Origin of the sequence: Ornithinimicrobium kibberense (assembly GCF_006519705.1) — a bacterium.
Lineage (GTDB): Bacteria > Actinomycetota > Actinomycetes > Actinomycetales > Dermatophilaceae > Ornithinicoccus > Ornithinicoccus kibberensis.
The window spans coordinates 99,073-118,676 of the sequence record NZ_VFXM01000012.1 but is presented as its reverse complement, the minus strand read 5'-3'; the positions used below and the strand labels follow the sequence as shown (position 1 = coordinate 118,676).

Here is a 19,604-nt window from a genome sequence, read left to right as displayed (position 1 = left end):
CGCCCCGCACCCGGCCAGCACCGGCCGGGAGCATCAGTACGCCCGAGTGAGTCCAGGTCACCCGGGAGAACCACGGAGCGCATCTCGGGCGTCAGTGCCGCCGTGACTACCGGCATGTCCGCCGTCGCACTCTCGGCGGAAGGGCTCGTGCTTGTCGGGCGGACCCCTCGTGGCCAAGGATGTCCGGATGAAGAACGGACAGGCCGGTAGCGCCGGTGCTGCCGCTGCTGCCGATGGAGACGAGGGCAACGACGCAGACGACGGGGCACGTGGCCAGCCGCACGACGACGTCGACGGCCGGCGGTGGCTCGTCGTCAACGGCCGTCGTTGGCGACGACAGGATCCCGCACTGCCCGACGACGTGGCCGAGCGACTGCTGTCACACCTGGGGCGTGGGCGGTCGGGGGTACGGAACGCACGGCGGACGGGCGAGGACCCCGGCCCGTGGCGACACCGGGTGGACCTGGCCAAGCACGGGCTGGGGGAGCGTGGTACCCCATGGTGGGCGCAGGACGGGCAAGAGCGGCAGGAGCGCTGGCGGGTGGCTCTCGAGCGTCTCGACGCGCTGGACCGGACCTGACTTGTGTCCGTGAGCGCGGCCGGCTCGTTGCCCTCCCCGGGGATCACCCGTTCTGGGCCCGGCTAGAGGCGGGCGGCCAGCTCGGTGCCCTGCCGGATGGCCCGCTCCGCGTCCAGCTCGGCCGCGACGTCGGCGCCGCCGATCACGTGCGCCTGCGGGAGGGCGTCGGCCAGCTCACGCACGGACTCCTGCCCCGCGCAGAGCACGACGTGGTCGACCGCCAGCAAGTGCTGCTCGCCGCCGACCGTGAGGTGCAGGCCCTCGTCGTCGACCCGGTCGTAGGTCACCCCGGTCACCTGGTGGACGCCCGCGTCCCTCAGGTTGAGCCGGTGCGCCCACCCGGAGGTCTTGCCCAGGCCCGCCCCGATCCTGGTCTCCTTGCGCTGCAGGAGCCACACCTCGCGGGCCGGCTCGGGCAGGTCCTTGGGCACGAGCCCGCCGCGGTGCTCGGCCGGGTCGCCCACGCCCCAGCGCGCCATCCACCCGGCGAGGTCGGTCTCGACGTGGGTGAGGAAGTGCGACACGTCCACCCCGATGCCGCCGGCACCCACGACCGCGACGCGCGGTCCCGGGACGACCCGGCCGGCGAGGACGTCGGCGTAGGTGACCACCGACGGGTGGTCGACCCCCGGCAGGTCGGGCACGCGCGGACGGACCCCGGTGGCGAGGACGACCTCGTCGAAGCCGGCGAGGTCGCCGGCGTCCGCGCGGGTCGAGAGCCGCACGTCGACACCGAGCACCTCCAGGCGCCGGCGGTAGTAGCGCAGCGTCTCGGCGAAGTCGTCCTTGCCGGGCACCCGCATGGCCAGCCGGAACTGGCCGCCCAGCTCGTCCCCGGCCTCGAAGAGGGTGACCCGGTGGCCCCGCTCCGCGGCGGACACGGCCGAGGCCAGCCCGGCGGGGCCGGCGCCGACGACCGCGACGGTGCGGACCTGCCGGGTGGGGGACAGGACCAGCTCGGTCTCCCGGCCGGCGCGGGGGTTGACCAGGCAGGAAGCCCGCTTGCCCACGAAGATGCGGTCCAGGCAGGCCTGGTTGCAGGCGATGCAGGTGTTGATCTCGTCGGCCCGTCCCTCGGCGGCCTTGGCGACGAAGGCCGGGTCGGCCAGCAGGGGACGGGCCATGGACACCAGGTCGGCCGTCCCGTCCGTCAGCAGGGTCTCGGCCATCTGCGGCGCGTTGATCCGGTTGGAGGCCATCACCGGCACCGAGACCTCGGCGCGCAGCCGCGCGGTGAGGCCGGTCCAGGCGCCGCGCGGCACCTGGGTGATGATCGTGGGGATCCGCGCCTCGTGCCAGCCGATCCCGGTGTTGAGCACCGAGACCCCCGCCTCCTCGAGCAGGGAGGCCAGCTCGACGACCTCCTCCCACGTCTGCCCGCCCTCGACCAGGTCGAGCAGGGAGATGCGGTAGAGGACGAGGAAGTCGTCCCCCACCGCGTCCCGGACGGCCCGCGCCACCTCGACCGCGAACCTCATCCGGCCGCGGGCGTCCCCGCCCCACCGGTCGGTCCGCCGGTTGGTCCGCGGGGCGAGGAACTGGTTGACCAGGTAGCCCTCGGACCCCATGATCTCCACCCCGTCGTAGCCGGCCCGCCGCGCGAGCCGGGCCGACCTCGCGAAGGCGGAGACCGTGCGTCCCACCGACCTCGAGGACATCGCGCGGGCGTTGAAGGGGGTGATGGGGGACTTCGAGGCGGAGGCCGACACGGCGAGCGGGGAGAAGGCGTAGCGCCCCGCGTGCAGCAGCTGCAGGGCGATCTGGGCCCCGTGCTCGTGGACGGCGTCGGTGACGACCTGGTGGCGCCGGGCGGTGACGGGGTCGCTGAACTGCGCGCCCAGCGGCGTCAGCCGCCCCCGGAGGGTGGGCGCGTAGCCGCCGGTGACGATGAGCCCGACCCCACCGGTGGCCCGCTCGGCGTAGTAGGCGCTCAGCTCCTCACGCAGCCACGGGCGGTCCTCCAGGCCGGTGTGCATCGAGCCCATGACGACCCGGTTGCGCAGCCGCCCCCCGGGGACGTCGAGGGGGGAGAGGAGGTGGGGGTATGCCGTGGGGGCGCCGGACCCGGTCGGCGTGGACGACGTCGTGCTCACGTCTTCGATGTTACCCGTGGGTCACCACCCGCGGGCGCGGCCGGAGGAGGAGGCGTCGTCCCCGGGTGCGTGGTCCGGGGGCGGGTCGTCCCCGGGGGCGTGGTCCACCTCGAAGGCCTCCGCCCCGAGGAGCCCGGCGAAACGGGTGATCTGGGAGGGCAGGCGCTCCTCCCAGATGTTGACCACGCCGCGTCGGCGGACCTGGTCGGGGTGCGGGGTGGGCGGGGGGAGCAGGCCGTCGCGCAGCAGGACGGTGCGGGTGCGGGAGCGGCCCTCCCGGGTGGCGGTGATCTCGACGCGGGAGGCGTCGTCGCGGGGCGTCAGCGACAGGTAGGTGTCCGCCCCGCGGAGGCCCAGCTCGAGGTGGCGCACGTCGGGCACGCCCAGGACCAGCGCGCAGCCGTGGCGCAGGGGATAGGCACCCGGGTCGAGGTGGGGCCGGGACCAGACGTCGGTCTCACGGCCGTCGACCTGCAACGCGCGCCCCCACTGGTCGTCGGTGTCGTCGTCGTAGCCGTCGACCACGGCCAGCGCGGGCCGGCGGGTGGAGGACATCGACTCCGCGAAGCGCCGGGGCGCGTCCGTGCCGGCGTGCACCTCCAGGTCGAGCACCCGCAGGCGGGCGTCGAGCCAGGCGTCGTGGGAGTCGGTCTCCAACAGCGCCCGAGCCGGCAGTCCCAGGCCACCGGCGGCGACCGACAGGAGCAGCTCCTCGGTCGTGGCGCGGGTGGAGGCGAGGAGGACCCGGTAGGACTCCCCGGCCGCCCAGGCCGCCATGCGGCCGAGCACCTGGGCACGCAGGGCCGGAGGTGCGCCCACCACCGTCGTCCGGCCGAGGGCCACGCCGTCGGTCAGCGCGTCGAGGACCGGCCATCCCGTCCCGATGCGCGGATGCGCCCGGCGAACCGCCGCCCGCAGCTCGGCGACGCTCGGCACCGGGGCCAGCCCGGCCTGGTCGTCGTCGGGCAGGTCCGCCCTCTCGTCCCTGTCGCGCCCCTGCTCACCACCCATCCGTCGAGTATGGCAGCGAGGACCGACAAGACCCCCTGAGCCTCGTACCGACCGCACGCCCTCCCGTCGTCGGCCCGCCCGCGTCGGCCGCGTCAGGCGAAGGCCTCGGCCGGCACCACGGGGGTGCCCTCCTCGATGCCCGCGACGATCCGTTCGGCGACGGCGGCGGGGTCCAGGCCCTGCGGCAGCCGTGGTGCGGCTCCGGCCAGCGCCCGGCCGACCAGCCCGGTCTCGGTGTGCGGCACCCGCAGGTCGACGACGGCGACCCCGCTGCGGCGCAGCTCCAGGCCCAGCGCACGGTCGGCCGCCGCCAGGGCGGCCTTGCTCGCGCCGTAGGCGGCCATCCCCGCCGTGGGCCGGTCGGCGACGACGCCGGAGATCTGGGCGACGAAGCCGCGGCTGTCGACGAGGAGGGGCAGGGTCCGGCGCAGCAGCCACAGCGGCCCGACGACGTTGGTGAGGAAGAGCTCCTCCACGACCTCGTCCGGGGTGTCGACCAGGGACCCGAAGGCCACCACCCCCGCGGCGTTGACGATCCCGTCGAGCCTCCCGGGGCCCGACCGCAGGTGCTCGACGAGCCGGTCGCCCAGGCCCGCGTCCGTCAGGTCGCCCCCGATCCAGCCGTGGCGCAGCGGCCCGTCGGGACCGTCCGTGGGCAGGCTGTCGACCAGGGCGCCCAGACGCTGCCCGTCCCTCCCCACCCCGGTCACCCCGGCGCCGCGACCGGCCAGCGCCCGGGCGAGATACCCGCCGAGGACCCCCGAGGCGCCCAGCACGACGACGTGCGAGCCCGACAACGACCGGTGCGACATGGTGCCTCCAGCGACGTGAGATAGTAGTGCTGTCCAATCTACGTCAAAGGTGTGTCTTATGCATGGATCTCCTCTCGGCCGCGTCCAGGGAGCCCTGGGCTCGGCGCTGCGCGCCCGCGTCGCCGGGGACGACGCCCGGGAGCGGGCGCGGGTCATCTGGCAGACGCCCGGCGAGCGCTGGTTCACGCCCGCCGACCCGGTCTGGCGGGTGCACGCGGACGCCGCCATGTTCCCCGGCGGCGTGGCCGCCCTCCTGCTGCAGATGCTGCACCCGATGGCCATGGCGGGGGTGGCCGGGCACTCCGGCTACCGGTCCGACCCGTGGGGCCGGCTGCAGCGGACCAGCACCTACCTGGCGGCCACCACCTTCGGCACGGTGGAGCACGCCACCGCCACCATCGCCCAGGTGCGCGCCGTGCACGAGCGGGTCCGCGGCAAGGACGCGTTCGGCCGGCCCTACCGGGCCAGCGACCCGCACCTGCTGATGTGGGTGCACGTCGCCGAGGCCGTCTCCTTCCTGCGGGCCCACCAGGCGTATGCCGCCGCGCCCCTCACCGCCGCCGAGGCGGACACCTACGTGGCCCAGGCGGGCGTGTCCGCCCGGCTCCTCGGGGTGCTCGACCCGCCGACCGACGTCGCCGGGCTGGAGGCCGTCCTCGAGGGGTTCCGGCCCGAGCTGGAGACCACGCCGGCGGCCCGGGACGCGGCCCGTTTCCTGCTCGCCGAGCCGCCCCTGCCGGTGGCCTCGCGCCCGGGGTACTGGGCGATCGCGGCGGGCGGGGTGGCGCTGCTGGAGCCCTGGGCCCGGCAGATGCTCGACCTGCCAGCCTCGCCACGCCTTTCCCGGTCCGTCCTGCGACCGGTCGGCCGGATCAGCACCGCCGGGGTCCGCTGGGCGATGGCGGGGGTCCAGGAGGAGAGGCAGCCGGCGGCGTGAGCCCGGCGCACGCCCTCGAGCTGCTCCTCCACCCGGACGACGAGGCGGGGGCGCGGCAGGAGTGGGCGGCGCTGGAGCAGGCCGGGGTCCCCTCCCTGGCCCGGCACCGCGGCAGCACCCATCGCCCGCACCTGACCGTGGTCACCGGAAGGGCCCCCGACGAGGACGTGCTCGACCTGGCGGCCCGCCTCCTGCTGCCGCTGCTGCCGCTCACGACCGTCGTCGAGGGCCAGGTGCTGCTGGGCGGTCGGTCCCCGGCCCTGGCGCACCGGCTCCGGGTGCCCCTGGGGCTGCAGGAGGCGCGCGACCTGCTGGCCGACCGGTGGCCCGGCGCCGACAGGCGGCCGTGGGTGCCGCACCTGAGCCTGACCAGGCGGACGCGTCACGACCACCTCGTCGCGGCGTTGGGAGCGCTGACCCCGGGCACGCACGAGGGGTCGGTGCGCCTCGTCGCCGCCCGGTGGTGGGACCCCGACGCCGGGACGGTCACCGTGCTGGAGCGTCCGCCTGCGGTGCCCGTGACGGGCGCGGCCCCGGACCACCTGCCCGGGCGAGCAGCTGGAGCGCCACCAGCACGCACAGGACGCACCACGGCAGCAACGACAGCACGGACATGACCAGGCCGACCGTCCCGAAGGTGGACGGGACCACCATGAGCAGGCCGGCGGCCAGGGCCCACCATCCGGTGGCGCGGGAGAGCACCCGGGTACGCAGCAGGGCTCCCGCCACGAGGAGCAGGGCCACCGCGTTGAGCACGTAGTAGGTCAGGAACGCCGTGCCCCGCCAGCCGGCCAGCAGCACCTCGCCGGCCGCGAGGAGGGCCTCCTGCGTGGCCCCGTCGGCGGACCCGTGCCGCCGGGCCAGCAGCAGCATCTCCACCGCCGGGTTGGACGCCAGGTAGGCGGCCATGCCCAGGACGACGAGCAGACCGGCCACGGCCGCCGTGGACCGGGCCCTGGCCCAGAGCAGCACGACCAGGGCCAGGTAGACCAGGGCCACCAGCACGTTGTTCACGCCGTAGAGCAGGTCGAGGCTGACCACGCCGAGCACCGGCGAGGCCTGCATGAGGGCAAGGAACTCCTCGACGGTCCCCGGCGGCGGGTGCAGGGCGAAGACGCCGACCTGGACCACGACGAGGAGGACCGACCCGAGGGCGGCGAAGGCCCCGGTGAGCAGCACCCCCCGCCAGGGACTCACGGCATACCCCGGCGGGGGCCCGTCCTGCTGCGGGCGTCACCAGCCGTGCGGGACCACCACGGCGCGCGCAGAGAGCTCACCGTCCTGCAGCCTGCGGTAGGCCTCGAGGGCGTCGTCGAGCGTGTACCGCTCGACGACCGGGGTGATCTGGCCGAGGCGGTACATCGCGGCCACGTCGTGCAGGTCCTCGATCGTGCCCCAGTAGGTGGAGGAGAAGTTCACCTCGTAGGGGACGGTGAAGAAGTTCCACGGGAACGTCCCGCCGCCGATGCCGACGACGGTGAGCGAGCCCTGCTGGGCCACGGTCGCCCCGGCCAGCTTCAGGGTCGCGTCGGCCCCGACCATGTCGAAGACCGCGTCCACGCCCCGCCCGCCGGTGAGCTCCTTGATCCGCTCCACCTGGTCGTCGCCCCCGGGCACCGTGACGGCGCCGTACTCCTCCGCCTGGGCCATCGCCTCGGGCTTGAGGTCGGTGGCGATGACCTGGGCCCCGGTGAGGGCCTTGAGGATCTGCACCCCGACCAGGCCCAGCCCGCCGAGCCCGACGACCAGGGCGCTGCGGCCGCCGCCGGCGAGGGAGGGCAGGGCCCGCTTGATCGCGTGGTAGGGCGTCAGGCCGGCGTCGGCGAGCGGTGCGGCGTCGATGGGGTCGGCGTCCCCCAGCGGGACGAGGTTGCGGGCGGGGGCCAGCAGGTACTCCGCCATCCCGCCGTCGCGACCGAGGCCCATCGCGGCATACCCGACCTCCTGCGGCTGGGCGCAGTAGGTGTCCTGACCGCGGGAGCAGGCCCGGCAACGCCCGCAGCCCACGGGCCCGTAGACCAGGTAGGCCTCGCCCTGCTCGAACCCGGTGACGCCGGGCCCGACCTCCTCGACCCAGCCGGAGTTCTCGTGCCCGAGCACGAAGGGCGGCGTCAGCAGGCCGGTCGGGTCCCCCTCGAAGTCGTGGAAGAGCCCGACGTCGGAGTGGCAGGCACCCGCGCCGGCCACCTGGAGCAGCACCTCCCCGGGTCCGGGGGTGGGACGGTCCACGTCCTTGAGGACGGGGAAGGTCTTGTACCCCTCGAAGACGACAGCGCGCACGACGGCCTCCTGATGGTCCAGAACGGCCGGCGCGAGGGCTCGTGTGACCAGTCGCTGCAGACCGGTCGTCCTACCCCGAAGTGTAGTGATCGACGGGGACGGCCCGCAGGCCGGTGGCGTCCACGAGCAGGAGCAGGTCGCCCTCCGGGACGGCCGCCACGGCCTCCGCCAGCTCCTCGACCGAGGGTGGCCGGGGTGCCGCGGCACGAGGCCGCCACAGCTGGACCTCGGCGCCCGTGCGGGCGGCCAGGTCGGCGCGCTCGGCGGGGGAGAGGGTGCCCACGAGCAGCACCATGCGTGGCCCGTGCCCGGGGGCGGCGGGGGTATGCGGTGCGCGCGCCGGGGCGCGAGGCTGCAGGTCGGCCCGGTCGGCCCGGAAGACGGTCCAGTGGTAGGCCGACAGCAGCGACGTGGTCGCCAGGATGCCGAGCGGGAAACGGATGCTGCGCATCGTCTCGGTGTCGATCCCGCCGGCGAGGGCGTCCTCGAGCAGGAGGTAGACGAGCGTGATGAGGGCGACGACCGCCGCGACCCCGGAGACGCCGAAGAGGACGAGCAGGTAGGTCCGCCGGGTGGGGGAGGCCAGCTCGGCCGCCGGGTCGTCGGCCCGGGCGTGCTGGGCGAGCCGCCAGTGCCACCACCACACCGGCAGCCCGACGGTCAGGAGGACGAGCGCGGCGAGCAGGGCGTTGAGCGCGCTGCCGCCCACGACGAGGTCCCGACCCGCGGCGATGGCCTCGACGAGCGTGACGATGACCATGACCAGGCCGGCCGAGGCGGCCAGCAGCCCGACCGCGGCCATGACGTACTCGTAGACCCGGCGCACCTCGGTGCGTGCTGCGGCGCGGCCGGCGCCCAGCACCTCCTGGTGGTACCACCACACCAGCAGGCCCACGACGACCACGCCGGCAAGGTCGGGGGCGCCCGCGAAGTGCTCCGAGGCGGTGGTGGCGGCCGGGTCGCCGACCAGCCAGACCAGGACGTCGTAGGCGAGCACGCTCAGCGCGACGGTCGCCGCGAGAAGTCCGCCGCCGACGCCGACGAGCAGGACGAGCACGAGCCACCCGGTGCTCCGTCGTCCCCGGGCCAGGTCCAGCACCCAGTAGACGACCCACACCAGGGCGCCGACGACGAACGTCACACCGGGGCGCAGGATGCTGTCGGCACCGCGGCCGACGAGCGACTCGCCACCCAGTCCGGTCAGCTGGTCCAGGCTCGCGGCGACGAGCCGGGCGAGCCCGGCCGCGGCGGTCGCCAGCCCGGCGACCGCCCCGAGCAGGGCGAGGGGGTGCAGGTGGCTCCGCGGAGTGCCACGACGGCCCCACCAGTGGTGGCCGGCCCAGACCAGGGTCCAGACGACGGCGAGCGCGGGGCTGCCGCCCCGGTAGGGCTGCGTGCCCAGCAGCATGCTCAGGGTCTGGTGCCAGCCGACCATCGCCACGACGAGGGAGACCAGCCCCACGAGCGTGAGGTACGCCGCCCAGCCGAGCGCGCGCAGCTCGCGGCGGTCGGCGGCCGTCCGGCGCACGGTCCACCAGGTCAGCAGGGCCCACAGGGGCAGCGCGATGAGGGTGAAGGCCAGCTCGAGGGCCAGCTGGCTGTCGTCCGGGACGAGGACGTCGTCGGTGGCCAGGAGCCTGCTCAGCAGGCCGGTGACGCCGGCGGCCGCGGCGAAGAGCAGGCCCGCGAGGAGCAGGTACTGGAAGAACCTGCGGACGGACTGGCCGCCGCCCTCGGGGGCCTGGGGGTCGTGCCCGTCGGTGCCGCTGCGGCGTCGGACGGCGATCACGATCGCGGCGACGACCCCGCCGAGCAGGGCGAGCGGGACCAGGGAGCTGACGACGCCGAGCATCACGGCCGCACCCCCTCGGGGAGGTCGCAGGCGTACATCGGCCACGGCGACCCCGTGATGACCCAGCCCTCGCCCGCGTCCGTCAGCCGGAAGACCTCCTCCTGGGACCACTCGCTCCCGCCGAACGGGGTGCTGTCGGTGTGGACCAGGTCCACCCGGACCGTGGCCCGGTCGCCGTCGACGTCGACGTCGCGCAGCACGACGCGGGCGTCCCGCTCGACCCAGGCCGTCTCCAGGTCCTCGAGGTCGCACTTCCCGTCGGGGTCGAGGTGCTCGGCGGCCGCGCCCAGGTCGCGGTCGTAGACGGCGGTCACGTAGTCCTGCACCACGGCCTCCGGCGACCCGGCCGGCAGCTCGGTCCGTGGCCGGGTGGCCGAGACCACCCCGGCGACCACCGCCAGCAGCAGGAGGACCGCCACCGCGATCGCGAGCACCTTCCCGGCCCGACCGTCCATACCCCCAGCGTCCCACCGCGCTGACCTGCGCGACAGGGCCCGCAGTGTGACCTGGGACACCTGGGCCCCCTCGCGCGCCGACGCATCGGAGCGGCCGGCCGGGCTCGGGCCCGACCGGCCGCTCCGACGGTCAGCGGGTCACGGGTCGACGGTGATCGTGCAGATCAGCGTCGCGTCCGGATCCGTCGGCTCGAGGTCCTCGAAGGTGACGGTGAGGTCGCCCAGGGCGGCGTCCGTGCCCGGGGTGCTCGTGTCCGGGGTCACGGTGGTGTCGTCCTGGTCGGTGCAGACCACGGTCGAGGCGGTGCCTCCCGGGACCAGGCTGTCCACGGTCACGGTCACGTCGGTCAACGGCGTGTTGACGAAGGAGACCGTGGCCTCCTTGCCGTCACCACAGGTGGACTCGACACTCACGGTCGCCGTCTGCGTCGTGTCGTCGGAGACGTAGTCCGCCGGGACCGTCTCGGTGACGGTGTAGCTGCCGTAGAGCAGCCCGTCCACGCAGGCGGTGCCGGTGGCGTCCGTCTGCACGGTGGTGCTGAAGACGGGCTCGCCCTCCTCGTCCTGGAGGTCGGAGTCGACGGTGAAGGTCACCCCGGCGTGCGGGGCGGTCCCGCCGGCCGCCGCGTGCTTCCTCGTCTTGGTGATCTCGATCGCGCCACGCTCGCGCTCGTTGACGAAGGTGCAGGTGACGTCGTCACCGGCGCCCAGGGTGATGGTGCCGTCGCCGTCCTCGGCCAGCAGGTCGGTGAGATCCTCGTCGTCGCAGGTCGCGCTGACCAGGTTCCAGCCGGCTGGCACGGTTTCGGTCACGGTGTAGGTGCCGGTGTCGATGCCGTGGAAGTCGGCCCCGGTCGAGTCGGATCCATCGGCCCCGGTCCCGGTGGGGGTGAGGCTGAAGGTGCCGGTGTCGCCCTCGCCGCCGGGGACGTCCTCGGTGAAGCTGAAGGACTGACCGCCCGGTGCGTCCTCGACCTCCTTGACGATCGTCAGGTCCGCGAGGGCCTTGTTGTAGAACGTGCAGTCGAGCACGTCCTGGTCGTCGTCGATGTCGAAGGTCACCGTCCTGGTCGTGAGGTCGATGGACAGGTCCTGCCCCTCGCCCTCGGTGACGAAGCCGGTGCTCGCGTCGCAGTCGATGTCCTCGAAGCTCCACCCGTTCGGCAGGCTCGACTCAGAGACGGTGTAGCCGTCGCCGAAGAGCACGTTGGTGAACGACTCGGTCTCGTCGTCCGCGAGCTGGAAGGTGTCGCGGTCGGTGGAGGACGGGTCGGTGCCGAACGACTTGGCGAAGTCGAACAGCTGGGTGGCCCCGTCCGGGTCGGTCTGCTTGCTGATCTTGACCTGACCGCAGTTGGTCAGCGTCAGCGGGACAGGGGAGATGAAGTCCTTCAACTGGGAGGTGAACGAGTCCGACGAGCGGCTCTTGAGCATCGCGGAGCCGAACGAGGTGCACTTGGTGTCGTCGAAGATCGCGTCGAGGTCGACGCTGGCCTCGCCGAAGGTCCGGGCGGACTGGTCCTGGGTGAGGGTGTCCGTCTGATCGATGGGGCTGCCGTTGATCGTCCCGGCGGCGTCGGCGGCAGCCGTGATGTCGGTGGCCGGTCCCCACAGGCCGGCAGCGGCGTCCCACCGACGGAGGGTCATCGCGGCGCGCGCGCCCCCCTGGTCGATGGAGTACTCCAGGAGCAGGTCGCCGTCGGTGCGGATCTTGTTCGGCCCGGTGTCGCAGTCGGTGGCCGACTGGTTGAACTCGAAGTCCATGAGGGTGGTCCCCTTGGGTTCGCTCACCCGCACCCAGTACATGTGCAGGAAACCAGGGTCGCCGTCCTCGACCCAGGTGCCGAACTGGAGCAGGTCGGACTTGTTGTTCGGGATGCTCCCGGTCGTCTCCCCGGGACAGGAGGTGTCCTCCTTGACACCTCCGCTGTAGGAGTCGTCGCCTTGACCGCTGGGCTCGTCGTCGTCGAAGACCTGGTCGACGTTGGCCCAGTCGCGATTTCCTTCGACGTCGACGGCCAGGTTGGCGTCGTCGTCGATCTCGAACATGCTGCCCTCGAGCGAGGCCTGGTAGTGCTCCGCCCAGGCGGACGGGACGGTCGCGGTCGCGGCGAGCACCGCCGCGGACGACAGGCCGGCGAGAAGTCCTCGTCTGCGCCGGGAGGTGGACGTGCCTGGATGCACGGGTGCTGCGGACATGGTGGGTCCTTCGGCTGCCTGCCGGCATCCCCGAGACTGCCGGCGTCACGGGTCGGCCACGGTCGTCACGGACCGGGCCATCTCACGGGCGCGGCCCCCCATACGGGCCGCGGATGGCGTCCTCACGGGCGTCTGACGGGTCGGGCCGATATCGCTCGGCCCAGGCTCGGTGGTGCTCCACCGCTTCACAGTGTGCTCCAGGTCACACCCGGGTCGCAAGGCCCAGGACGGGAGGACTTGACGCTCAGCCCACGGACGTGATCGGGGCGACTGCCGGGGTGCCCGACCCGTCCCGCTTGTCGTTGGTCTCGGGCAGCTCGACCGGGACGCCGTTGCCGGAGGCGGCCCTGGGTGGGGCGGCCCCGGCCCAGGCCAGCACGAGGGCGTCCTCGCCGCGGAGGAACCGGTGGCAGCGGACGCCGCCGGTCGCCCGGCCCTTGGCCGGATAGGCCCACATGTCGGTCACCTTGACCGTGCCGGTCTGGGTGCCGGCCGGCGACCCGGCCGACCCGGCGACCGTGACGACGACGTTCTCCCGCCCGGCCTCGACCGCCGTGAAAGAGACGACCGAGGCGCCGGCGGACAGCTTGACCCCGGCCACCCCGCCGCCGGTCCGGCCCTGCGGCCGGACCAGGGAGGCGGAGAAGTGCAGCAGGTGGGCGTCGGTGGTGACGAAGACCAGCGACTCCTCGCCGGTCGTCAGCTCGACCGCGCCGACGACCCGGTCGCCGTCCTTGAGGGAGACCACCTCGAAGGCGTCCTTGTTGCCGGGGTAGTCGGGGTTGACCCGCTTGACCACCCCCTGGGCCGTGCCCAGGGCCAGCCCCGGACCCTCGCCGGTCAGCGTGCACAGGGTCAGCGCCCTCTCGTCCGGCGGCAGGTCGACGAACGCGCTCAGGGGCACCCCGCCGGACAGGGACGGGGCATCGGCGGTCGGCGGCACGGTGGGCAGCTCCACCACGGACAGCTTGACGACCCGCCCGGCGGAGGTGACCAGGCCCACGTGCCCGCGAGCGGTGGCCAGCACCTCGGCGACGATGACGTCGTGCTTGGAGCGCCGTCCCCCGCTGCCCAGCGGTTCGTCGGTGGTCGTGCGCGCCAGCAGACCGGTCGAGGACAGCAGCACCCGGCACGGGTCGTCGGCGACCTCCAGCCCGGCCCCGCCCCGGGCGGTCTGCGCCCCGGCGCCGGCGGACGGCATGCCCGACGACTGCCCGTCCGACTCCAGGAGGACGGTGCGGCGCGGGGTGCCGTGCTCCTTGGCGACCTCCGCGAGCTCGTCGGAGACCTGCCGGCGCAGCAGCTGCTCGTCGGCCAGGAGCGCCTCCAGGCGCTCGATCTCGCGCAGCAGGTCGTCGCGCTCGGCCTCCAGCTCGATCCGGGAGAACTTGGTCAGCCGGCGCAGCTGCAGGTCCAGGATGTGGTTGGCCTGGATCTCGGACAGGTCGAAGACCTGCATGAGGCGGGTGCGGGCGGTGGCCACGTCCTCGGCCGCGCGGATGAGCTGGATGACCTCGTCGATGTCGAGGATCGCGACGAGCAGCCCCTCGACCAGGTGCAGCCGGTCCTGCTTCTTCCCCAGCCGGTGCCCGGTGCGCCGGCGCACGACGTCGGTGCGGAAGTCGACGTAGACCTGGAGCAGCTGCTTCAGGCCGAGCGTCCGCGGCTGGCCGTCGACCAGGGCGACGTTGTTGATGCCGAAGGACTCCTCCATCGGCGTCATCTTGTAGAGCTGCTCGAGCACGGCCTCGGGGTTGAAGCCGGTCTTGACCTCGATGACCAGGTGCAGGCCCTTGGACCGGTCGGTGAGGTCGACGATGTCGGAGATGCCCTGCAGCTTCTTGGCCTGGACCAGCTGCTTGACCTTCTCGATGACCTTCTCCGGGCCCACGAGGTAGGGCAGGTCGGTGACGACGATGCCCTTCTTGCGCGGGGTGACGTTCTCGATCCGCGCGGTGGCCCGGGTCCGGAACGACCCGCGCCCGGTCTCGTAGGCGTCCCGGATGCCGTCCAGCCCGACGATCCGCCCGCCCAGCGGCAGGTCGGGGCCGGGCACGAAGCGCATGAGCGCCTCCAGGTCGGCCTCGGGGTTCGCGATGAGGTGCCGGGCGGCGCCGATCACCTCGACGAGGTTGTGCGGCGGCATGTTCGTGGCCATGCCGACCGCGATCCCGGAGGCGCCGTTGACGAGCAGGTTGGGGAAGGCCGCCGGCAGCACCTCGGGCTGGTAGAGCTGGTCGTCGTAGTTGGGGACGTAGTCGACGGTGCTCTCGTCCAGGCTGGCGGTCATCAGCAGCGCCGCCGGCGCCATCCGCGCCTCGGTGTAGCGGCTGGCGGCGGGCCCGTCGTCCAGCGAGCCGAAGTTGCCGTGCCCGTCGACCAGCGGCAGCCGCATCGTGAACGGCTGGGCCATGCGCACCATCGCGTCGTAGATCGCGGTGTCCCCGTGCGGGTGGTACTTGCCCATCACCTCACCGACCACCCGCGAGCACTTCACGTGGGCCTTGTCGGGGCGCAGCCCCAGCTCGTCCATCGCGAAGAGGATCCGTCGCTGCACCGGCTTCAGCCCGTCCCGCGCGTCGGGCAGGGCCCGGGAGTAGATCACCGAGTAGGCGTACTCCAGGAAGGCCCCCTCCATCTCCGCCTGGACGTCGATCTCGACGATCTTCTCCTCGACGTCGAACAGGTCGGTCTCCTGAGGGCGCTTGCGGCGGGCCATGGGGGTGCGGGCGCTCCTTGCTCTGCCGCGTCCGGCGGCGGGATGGTCGGGGACGGCCCCAGGGTATGCGGTGCGCGCGGGCGGGCCGCGCAGGCGCGGCGCAGCGGGGCCCGGCGGGGCGGCCGGGGCCCCGGGCCTATGGTGGCGCGGTGTCCGGACGCGCGAGCCTGCTGACGATCCTCGCGGTCGTCCTCGTCGCGCTCAACCTTGGTGGGGCGATCGCCGCGGTGCCGCCGGTGCTGGAGGACCTGCAGGCCGCGGTCGGCCTGACCCCGGCCCAGGCGGCCCTCATGACGAGCCTGCCGGTGCTGCTGTTCGCCCTGGCCGCCCCGCTGGCCGCGCGGCTGGGCCGGCGGCTCGGGCCGGGCCGCGCCGTGCTCGTGGGTCTGGCCCTCATCGCCGTCGGCACCCTGGTCCGGGTGCTGGGCGGGCCGCTCGTCCTGCTCCTGGGCACCGCGGTGGTGGGGCTGGGCATCACCGTCGGCAACGTCCTGGTCCCGGTCGTGATCAAGCGGGACTTCGCCGGCCGGGCCAGCCGGGTCACCGGGTTCTTCACCGCCACCCTCGCCGTCGGGGCGGCCCTGACCTCGGCCCTGACCGTGCCGCTGGCGCAGCTGATGGGCTGGCGGGCCGCGCTGGCCCTGTGGGCCGTGCTGGTCCCCGTCGCGGTCGTGGGATGGGTGCGGCACGTGGTGCGGCGGGAGCGGGACGGGGCGGGGGAGCCGGCGCGACCGCATACCCCCGTCCCTGCCGGGGTGCACGAGGACCGGTTCGTCTGGCGGCTGCCGACGGCCTGGGCCCTCGCGGTGGCGCTGGGCAGCCAGTCGGCGCTCTACTACTCCCTGACCACCTGGCTGCCGACGATCCTCGTCGACCGCGCAGGGGTGACCCACGCCGTCGGGGGGACGGCGATGGCGCTCTACCAGATCACCGCGATCCCCACGGCCCTGACGATCGCCGGCTTCGCCCGGATGCGGCCGCGGCAGGGCTGGATCGGGGTGCTCATCGCCCTCGCCTGGACCGTCATGGTCGCCGGGCTGCTGCTCGCGCCCGCCGCCTGGCCGGTCTGGGCGGTGGTCGGTGGGCTGGCCCAGGGGGCCGGGTTCACCTACGCCCTGACCCTCATCGTGCTGCGGGGGCACGACGAGCACGTCGTGCGGGCGCTCAACGCCATGGCTCAGCTGGTCGGCTACACGATCGGGGCGGCCGGTCCGTTCGCGGTGGGCTGGCTGGCCCAGTCGACCGGCGGGTGGGGCGCCCCGGGCCTGCTGCTCGTCGCGCTCGCGCTGTCCCTGGCCACGAGCAGCCTGGCCGCCGGGCGGGACGTGGTGGTCCGGGCCCCGTCGGGGCGGGGCCCGGACCCGTCCTAGCCGATCGCGTTCGGGTGCCGGCTCAGCGCCTCGACCTGCGTGCTGATCCAGCCGAACATCGGCAGGCCGGAGACGCAGGCGTGCAGCTCCTCGTGGTCGGCCACGTCGAAGAGGCAGTAGTTGGCGAACTGCCCCGAGACGCGCCAGATCGCGGCGATCTTGCCCTCGCGCTGCAGGCCCTGGCTGTACTCCTTCTCCGCGGCGACCAGCCTCTCCCGCAGGTCGGGGTCGAGGTCGGGCGGCAGGTTCACCTGCATGCGGACCATGTAGAGCACGGTGACGCTCCTCGCCCCGTCAGGCGACGGTCGTGGCCGCGGGGGTCTCGTCGGAGACCGGGTCGAGGACGAAGGAATAGTCCATCGTCCGCTTTCCGTCGCCGGTGTCCTGCGGGTCGAGCATGAGCTCGGGCTTGACCGCCGAGGCGATGTCGTCCTCGTTGTGCGGGTCGCCGGGGAAGTAGAGCTGGGCGGTGAGCAGCTCGTGTCCGGGGGCGGACACCTTGACGTGCAGGTGCGCCGGGCGCCAGGCGTGCCAGCCGGCCGCCGCGATGAGCTTGCCGCAGGCCCCGTCGGTGGGGATCTGGTAGGGCGCCGGCTCGACGGTGTCGATCTCGAAACGGCCCTCCTCGTCGCTGGTGAACGTCCCGCGCAGGTTCCACTCGGGGATGTCGGGGGCGAACTGGGAGTAGAAGCCGTCGGCGTCGGCGTGCCACAGCTCGACCTTGGCCCCGCCGAGCGGGCTGCCGTCGGTGGAGGTCACCTGGCCGGTCCAGTGCAGCGGGGTGCCGGGCTCGTCCTCGCGCATCGGGATGGTGCCGCGGGCGCCCTGCTCGGGGGCGTCCGGAACGTAGTAGGGACCCTCGATGGAGCCCTTGGAGCCCTCGCGGTGGGAGGTGTTGACGTCCTCGACCACGTGCTCGACCCACACGTCGAGGAAGAGCGGCCACTCGCCGTCCTCGCCGACCTGGATCAGCCACGCCTTGAGCGCGTCGTACTCCTCGTAGGTCATCTCGTGCTTGCGGATGACGTCGTGGATCGCGGCGAGCGCGTCACCCGCCAGGGCGCTGACGCGCTCCTGGGAGACCTGCAGCCCGGCGTGCTGCTTCTTGCGGAACGACTCGGTGGCGCTCTGGCCCGAGGCCCGGGCGCTGGCGGTGTCCTGCCCGTCGGTGTGGACGCTGTTCTCGGTCATCGTCGTGCTCCTTCGCGTGATCGGTAATGACGGTCGTGGACGGACGCTCAGGCGTCCTGCCGGTACCGGGCCAGCTTGTCGGGGTCGACGTGCAGGCCCAGCCCGGGGGCGGTGGGGGCGGCCATCCGGCCGCCGGTGATGGTGAGCGGCTCGACGAGCAGGTCGTCGCTCATGTCGAGGAAGTTGGACAGCTCCGCGGCGCGCGCGGAGGTGGAGGCGTGCGCGGCCGCGAAGACGACGGAGGCCAGGGTGCCGACCTGCCCGTCGATCTGGTTGCCGACGACCACCTCCACGCCCAGGCCCTCGGCCAGGTGCAGCACGCGCTGGGACTCGGAGAAGCCGGTGCGGGCCGTCTTGATCGAGACCGCGGTGGCGGACCCGCCGAGGATCTCGCGGGTGACCTCGGCGGGGCGGGTGGCGCTCTCGTCCGCGACGAAGGGGACGGGGCACTGCTGCACCAGCCAGCGGCGGCCCAGCACGTCGTCGGCCGGGTTGAGCTCCTCGGCCAGCGTCAGCCCCAGGTCGGCCATCTCGGCCAGGGCCCGGGCGGACTCGGAGGCGGTCCAGCCGCGGTTGCCGTCGACGTAGAGCTCGACCTCGTCGCCGAAGGCCTCCCGGAGGGCGCGCACGACAGCGACGTCCAGCTGGTAGGGCCGGCGGCCGACCTTGACCTTGAAGGTGGTGATGCCGTGGGCCTCGCGCATCCGCTCGGCCTCCTGGACCATGACCTGCGGGTCGTCGAAGCCGAGCATGTGGCTGACCCGGACGGACTCGGCATACCCCCCGAGGAGGCGGTGCACGGGCTGGCCGAGGAGCTGCCCCGCGGCGTCCCAGGTGGCCATGTCCAGCGCGGCCTTGGCGGTCGGGTTCGCGATCGTGCGGTGCAGGCGGGCGCGGTGCAGCTCTCGGTCCAGCACCGAGGTGCCCACGAGGGCGGGGCCGAAGAGCTGCTCGACGACGGCGACGATCGAGGATTGCGTCTCCCCGTAGGTGAACGGCCGGGGCGGCGCCTCGGCCTGCCCCACGACGCCCGCGGCGGTGCGCACGCGGACGAGGACGTGGTCGGCGGTTCGGACCTCACCGGAGGCGAAGCGCAGCGGCTTGGTGTAGGGGATCGCGAAGGGGATCGCCTCGACGTCGGTGATCGTCAGGTCAATCACAGGGTCTCCTCGACGGGCGTGGGGGGTGCGCTCGGGTCGCGCGGGATCAGGTCGTGGGCGTGCAACGCCTCCACGAGGCGGGTGACGACGGGTCGGGGGCGGCCGGCGGCCCAGGCCAGCGCCAGGTCGAGCCGCCGGTGGGAGTCGACCGGGCGGAAGACCACCCCGTCGAGGGTCAGCGCCGCCGCGGACTCCGGGACCAGGGCCACCCCCAGACCGGCGGCGACCAGGGCCACGGTCGTGGACGTCTCGGTGACCTCGTGGGCCCGGCGCGGGACGAAGCCGGCGTCCTGGCAGGCGTCCAGCACGGCGCGGAGCACGACCGAGCCGGTGCGGTCGGCGTAGGTGATGAAGGTGGCGTCGGCCAGCTCGGCCAGCGGCAGGACGCCCTCGCCCCCAGCCGACGGGTGGCCGGCCGGCAGGGCGGCGACGAGACGATCGCGGGCGACGACGACGTGCTCCAGGTCCGGGGAGCCCGTGGGCAGGCGCAGCACGCCGACGTCGAGCTGGTCGTCCAGCAGGGCACGTTCCTGCTCGGGGGTGAGCATCTCGGTGCGCACCTGGAGGCTCACGTCCGGCATCGCCGTCGCGGCGGCCCGGGCCAGGGCGGGGAGGAAGCCGAAGGTCGCCGAGCCGGTGACACCCAGGCGCAGGGTGCCCGACCGTCCGTCGGCGGTCGCGCGGGCGGCCACGGCCGCCTCGGCGAGGCGCGCGGTGAGGCCCCGGGCGCGGTCGGCGTACTCCGCCCCGGCGGGGGTGAGGGACACCGACCGGGTGGTCCGAACCAGCAGGTCCACGCCGAGCTCGCGCTCGAGCTGACGCACCGACTTGGAGACCGCCGGCTGGGCCAGGTGCAGCTGCTCGGCGGCGCGGCCGAAGTGGAGCGTGTCGGCGACGGCCAGGAAGCAGCGCAGGTGGCGGACCTCGACGTCCATGCCGCGCACC

The 19,604-nt window shown here is 73.9% G+C and carries 16 protein-coding genes; 4 read left to right on the top strand and 12 right to left on the bottom strand.

The features are described from left to right. Nucleotides 1-187 precede the first annotated feature (187 nt). Entirely contained in the window at nt 188-580 is a 393-nt protein-coding gene (locus tag FJR00_RS11775; protein WP_238330461.1) for a 2-polyprenylphenol hydroxylase, read from the top strand. A 62-nt stretch (nt 581-642) separates the two neighbouring features. Here FJR00_RS11775 and FJR00_RS11770 read toward each other — a convergent pair whose 3' ends face one another. From FJR00_RS11770 to FJR00_RS11760, 3 genes are all read right to left on the bottom strand, one after another. Beyond that, nucleotides 643-2,673, bottom strand: coding sequence for an FAD-dependent oxidoreductase (locus FJR00_RS11770; RefSeq protein WP_238330460.1), 2,031 nt, complete (start codon nt 2,671-2,673; stop codon nt 643-645). A 21-nt stretch (nt 2,674-2,694) separates the two neighbouring features. Then, the gene (locus tag FJR00_RS11765) at nt 2,695-3,684 is read right to left on the bottom strand and encodes a hypothetical protein (protein ID WP_141338910.1); all 990 of its coding nucleotides are present in this window, start codon (nt 3,682-3,684) and stop codon (nt 2,695-2,697) included. A 92-nt stretch (nt 3,685-3,776) separates the two neighbouring features. Beyond that, nucleotides 3,777-4,496: an SDR family NAD(P)-dependent oxidoreductase gene (locus FJR00_RS11760; protein WP_141338909.1), complete on the bottom strand. Its 720-nt coding sequence runs from the start codon at nt 4,494-4,496 to the stop codon at nt 3,777-3,779. Nucleotides 4,497-4,554: 58 nt separating this feature from the next. Between FJR00_RS11760 and FJR00_RS11755 the strand changes: the two genes are divergently transcribed. Then, nucleotides 4,555-5,433 carry an oxygenase MpaB family protein gene (locus FJR00_RS11755; RefSeq protein ID WP_141338908.1) on the top strand — a complete coding sequence of 293 codons (879 nt, stop codon included), beginning with the start codon at nt 4,555-4,557 and terminating at the stop codon, nt 5,431-5,433. Beyond that, a complete protein-coding gene (locus tag FJR00_RS16705; protein ID WP_475483683.1) occupies nt 5,430-6,050 on the top strand; it encodes a 2'-5' RNA ligase family protein in 621 nt (206 codons plus the stop codon). The genes FJR00_RS11755 and FJR00_RS16705 overlap by 4 nt, the downstream gene beginning before the upstream one ends. Nucleotides 6,051-6,666: 616 nt before the next feature. On the opposite strand, the gene FJR00_RS11745 is transcribed toward FJR00_RS16705, so the two are convergent. From FJR00_RS11745 to FJR00_RS11725, 5 genes are all read right to left on the bottom strand, one after another. After that, nucleotides 6,667-7,713 (bottom strand): NAD(P)-dependent alcohol dehydrogenase, encoded by a 1,047-nt coding sequence (locus FJR00_RS11745; RefSeq protein ID WP_141338906.1) that lies wholly within the window; start codon nt 7,711-7,713, stop codon nt 6,667-6,669. A 70-nt stretch (nt 7,714-7,783) separates the two neighbouring features. Beyond that, a complete protein-coding gene (locus FJR00_RS11740; RefSeq protein ID WP_238330463.1) occupies nt 7,784-9,565 on the bottom strand; it encodes a DUF5671 domain-containing protein in 1,782 nt (593 codons plus the stop codon). After that, entirely contained in the window at nt 9,565-10,080 is a 516-nt protein-coding gene (locus FJR00_RS11735) for an Rv0361 family membrane protein (RefSeq protein WP_141338904.1), read from the bottom strand. The genes FJR00_RS11740 and FJR00_RS11735 overlap by 1 nt, the downstream gene beginning before the upstream one ends. Before the next feature lie 78 nt (nt 10,081-10,158). Next, nucleotides 10,159-12,219, bottom strand: coding sequence for an MSCRAMM family protein (locus FJR00_RS11730; protein WP_141338903.1), 2,061 nt, complete (start codon nt 12,217-12,219; stop codon nt 10,159-10,161). A gap of 244 nt (nt 12,220-12,463) precedes the next feature. Beyond that, entirely contained in the window at nt 12,464-14,938 is a 2,475-nt protein-coding gene (locus FJR00_RS11725; RefSeq protein ID WP_141338902.1) for a DNA gyrase/topoisomerase IV subunit A, read from the bottom strand. A 149-nt stretch (nt 14,939-15,087) separates the two neighbouring features. Here FJR00_RS11725 and FJR00_RS11720 point away from each other — a divergent pair, with 149 nt between their 5' ends. Next, entirely contained in the window at nt 15,088-16,308 is a 1,221-nt protein-coding gene (locus tag FJR00_RS11720; protein WP_181409613.1) for an MFS transporter, read from the top strand. On the opposite strand, the gene FJR00_RS11715 is transcribed toward FJR00_RS11720, so the two are convergent. Genes FJR00_RS11715 through FJR00_RS11700 form a run of 4 tightly spaced genes read right to left on the bottom strand, consistent with a single transcriptional unit; the run spans nt 16,305 to nt 19,594 of the window. Further along, the gene (locus tag FJR00_RS11715; RefSeq protein ID WP_238330462.1) at nt 16,305-16,574 is read right to left on the bottom strand and encodes a muconolactone Delta-isomerase family protein; all 270 of its coding nucleotides are present in this window, start codon (nt 16,572-16,574) and stop codon (nt 16,305-16,307) included. The genes FJR00_RS11720 and FJR00_RS11715 overlap by 4 nt on opposite strands. A 28-nt stretch (nt 16,575-16,602) precedes the next feature. Continuing rightward, the gene (catA, locus tag FJR00_RS11710; RefSeq protein WP_141338899.1) at nt 16,603-17,499 is read right to left on the bottom strand and encodes a catechol 1,2-dioxygenase; all 897 of its coding nucleotides are present in this window, start codon (nt 17,497-17,499) and stop codon (nt 16,603-16,605) included. Nucleotides 17,500-17,546: 47 nt separating this feature from the next. Further along, nucleotides 17,547-18,659, bottom strand: coding sequence for a mandelate racemase/muconate lactonizing enzyme family protein (locus FJR00_RS11705; protein ID WP_337678395.1), 1,113 nt, complete (start codon nt 18,657-18,659; stop codon nt 17,547-17,549). Further along, a complete protein-coding gene (locus tag FJR00_RS11700) occupies nt 18,656-19,594 on the bottom strand; it encodes a LysR family transcriptional regulator (protein ID WP_141338898.1) in 939 nt (312 codons plus the stop codon). Before FJR00_RS11700 ends, FJR00_RS11705 begins: the two co-directional genes overlap by 4 nt. Nucleotides 19,595-19,604 lie beyond the last annotated feature (10 nt).

Excerpts from the sequence above, each read along its gene's own strand:
- FJR00_RS11725 (WP_141338902.1), bottom strand. The coding sequence starts at position 14,938 with ATGGCCCGCCGCAAGCGCCCTCAGGAGACCGACCTGTTCGACGTCGAG.
- FJR00_RS11760 (WP_141338909.1), bottom strand. The coding sequence starts at position 4,496 with ATGTCGCACCGGTCGTTGTCGGGCTCGCACGTCGTCGTGCTGGGCGCC.
- FJR00_RS11715 (WP_238330462.1), bottom strand. The coding sequence starts at position 16,574 with ATGGTCCGCATGCAGGTGAACCTGCCGCCCGACCTCGACCCCGACCTG.
- FJR00_RS11775 (WP_238330461.1), top strand. The coding sequence starts at position 188 with ATGAAGAACGGACAGGCCGGTAGCGCCGGTGCTGCCGCTGCTGCCGAT.
- FJR00_RS11765 (WP_141338910.1), bottom strand. The coding sequence starts at position 3,684 with ATGGGTGGTGAGCAGGGGCGCGACAGGGACGAGAGGGCGGACCTGCCC.
- FJR00_RS11700 (WP_141338898.1), bottom strand. The coding sequence starts at position 19,594 with ATGGACGTCGAGGTCCGCCACCTGCGCTGCTTCCTGGCCGTCGCCGAC.
- FJR00_RS11740 (WP_238330463.1), bottom strand. The coding sequence starts at position 9,565 with ATGCTCGGCGTCGTCAGCTCCCTGGTCCCGCTCGCCCTGCTCGGCGGG.
- catA (WP_141338899.1), bottom strand. The coding sequence starts at position 17,499 with ATGACCGAGAACAGCGTCCACACCGACGGGCAGGACACCGCCAGCGCC.
- FJR00_RS11755 (WP_141338908.1), top strand. The coding sequence starts at position 4,555 with ATGCATGGATCTCCTCTCGGCCGCGTCCAGGGAGCCCTGGGCTCGGCG.
- FJR00_RS11730 (WP_141338903.1), bottom strand. The coding sequence starts at position 12,219 with ATGTCCGCAGCACCCGTGCATCCAGGCACGTCCACCTCCCGGCGCAGA.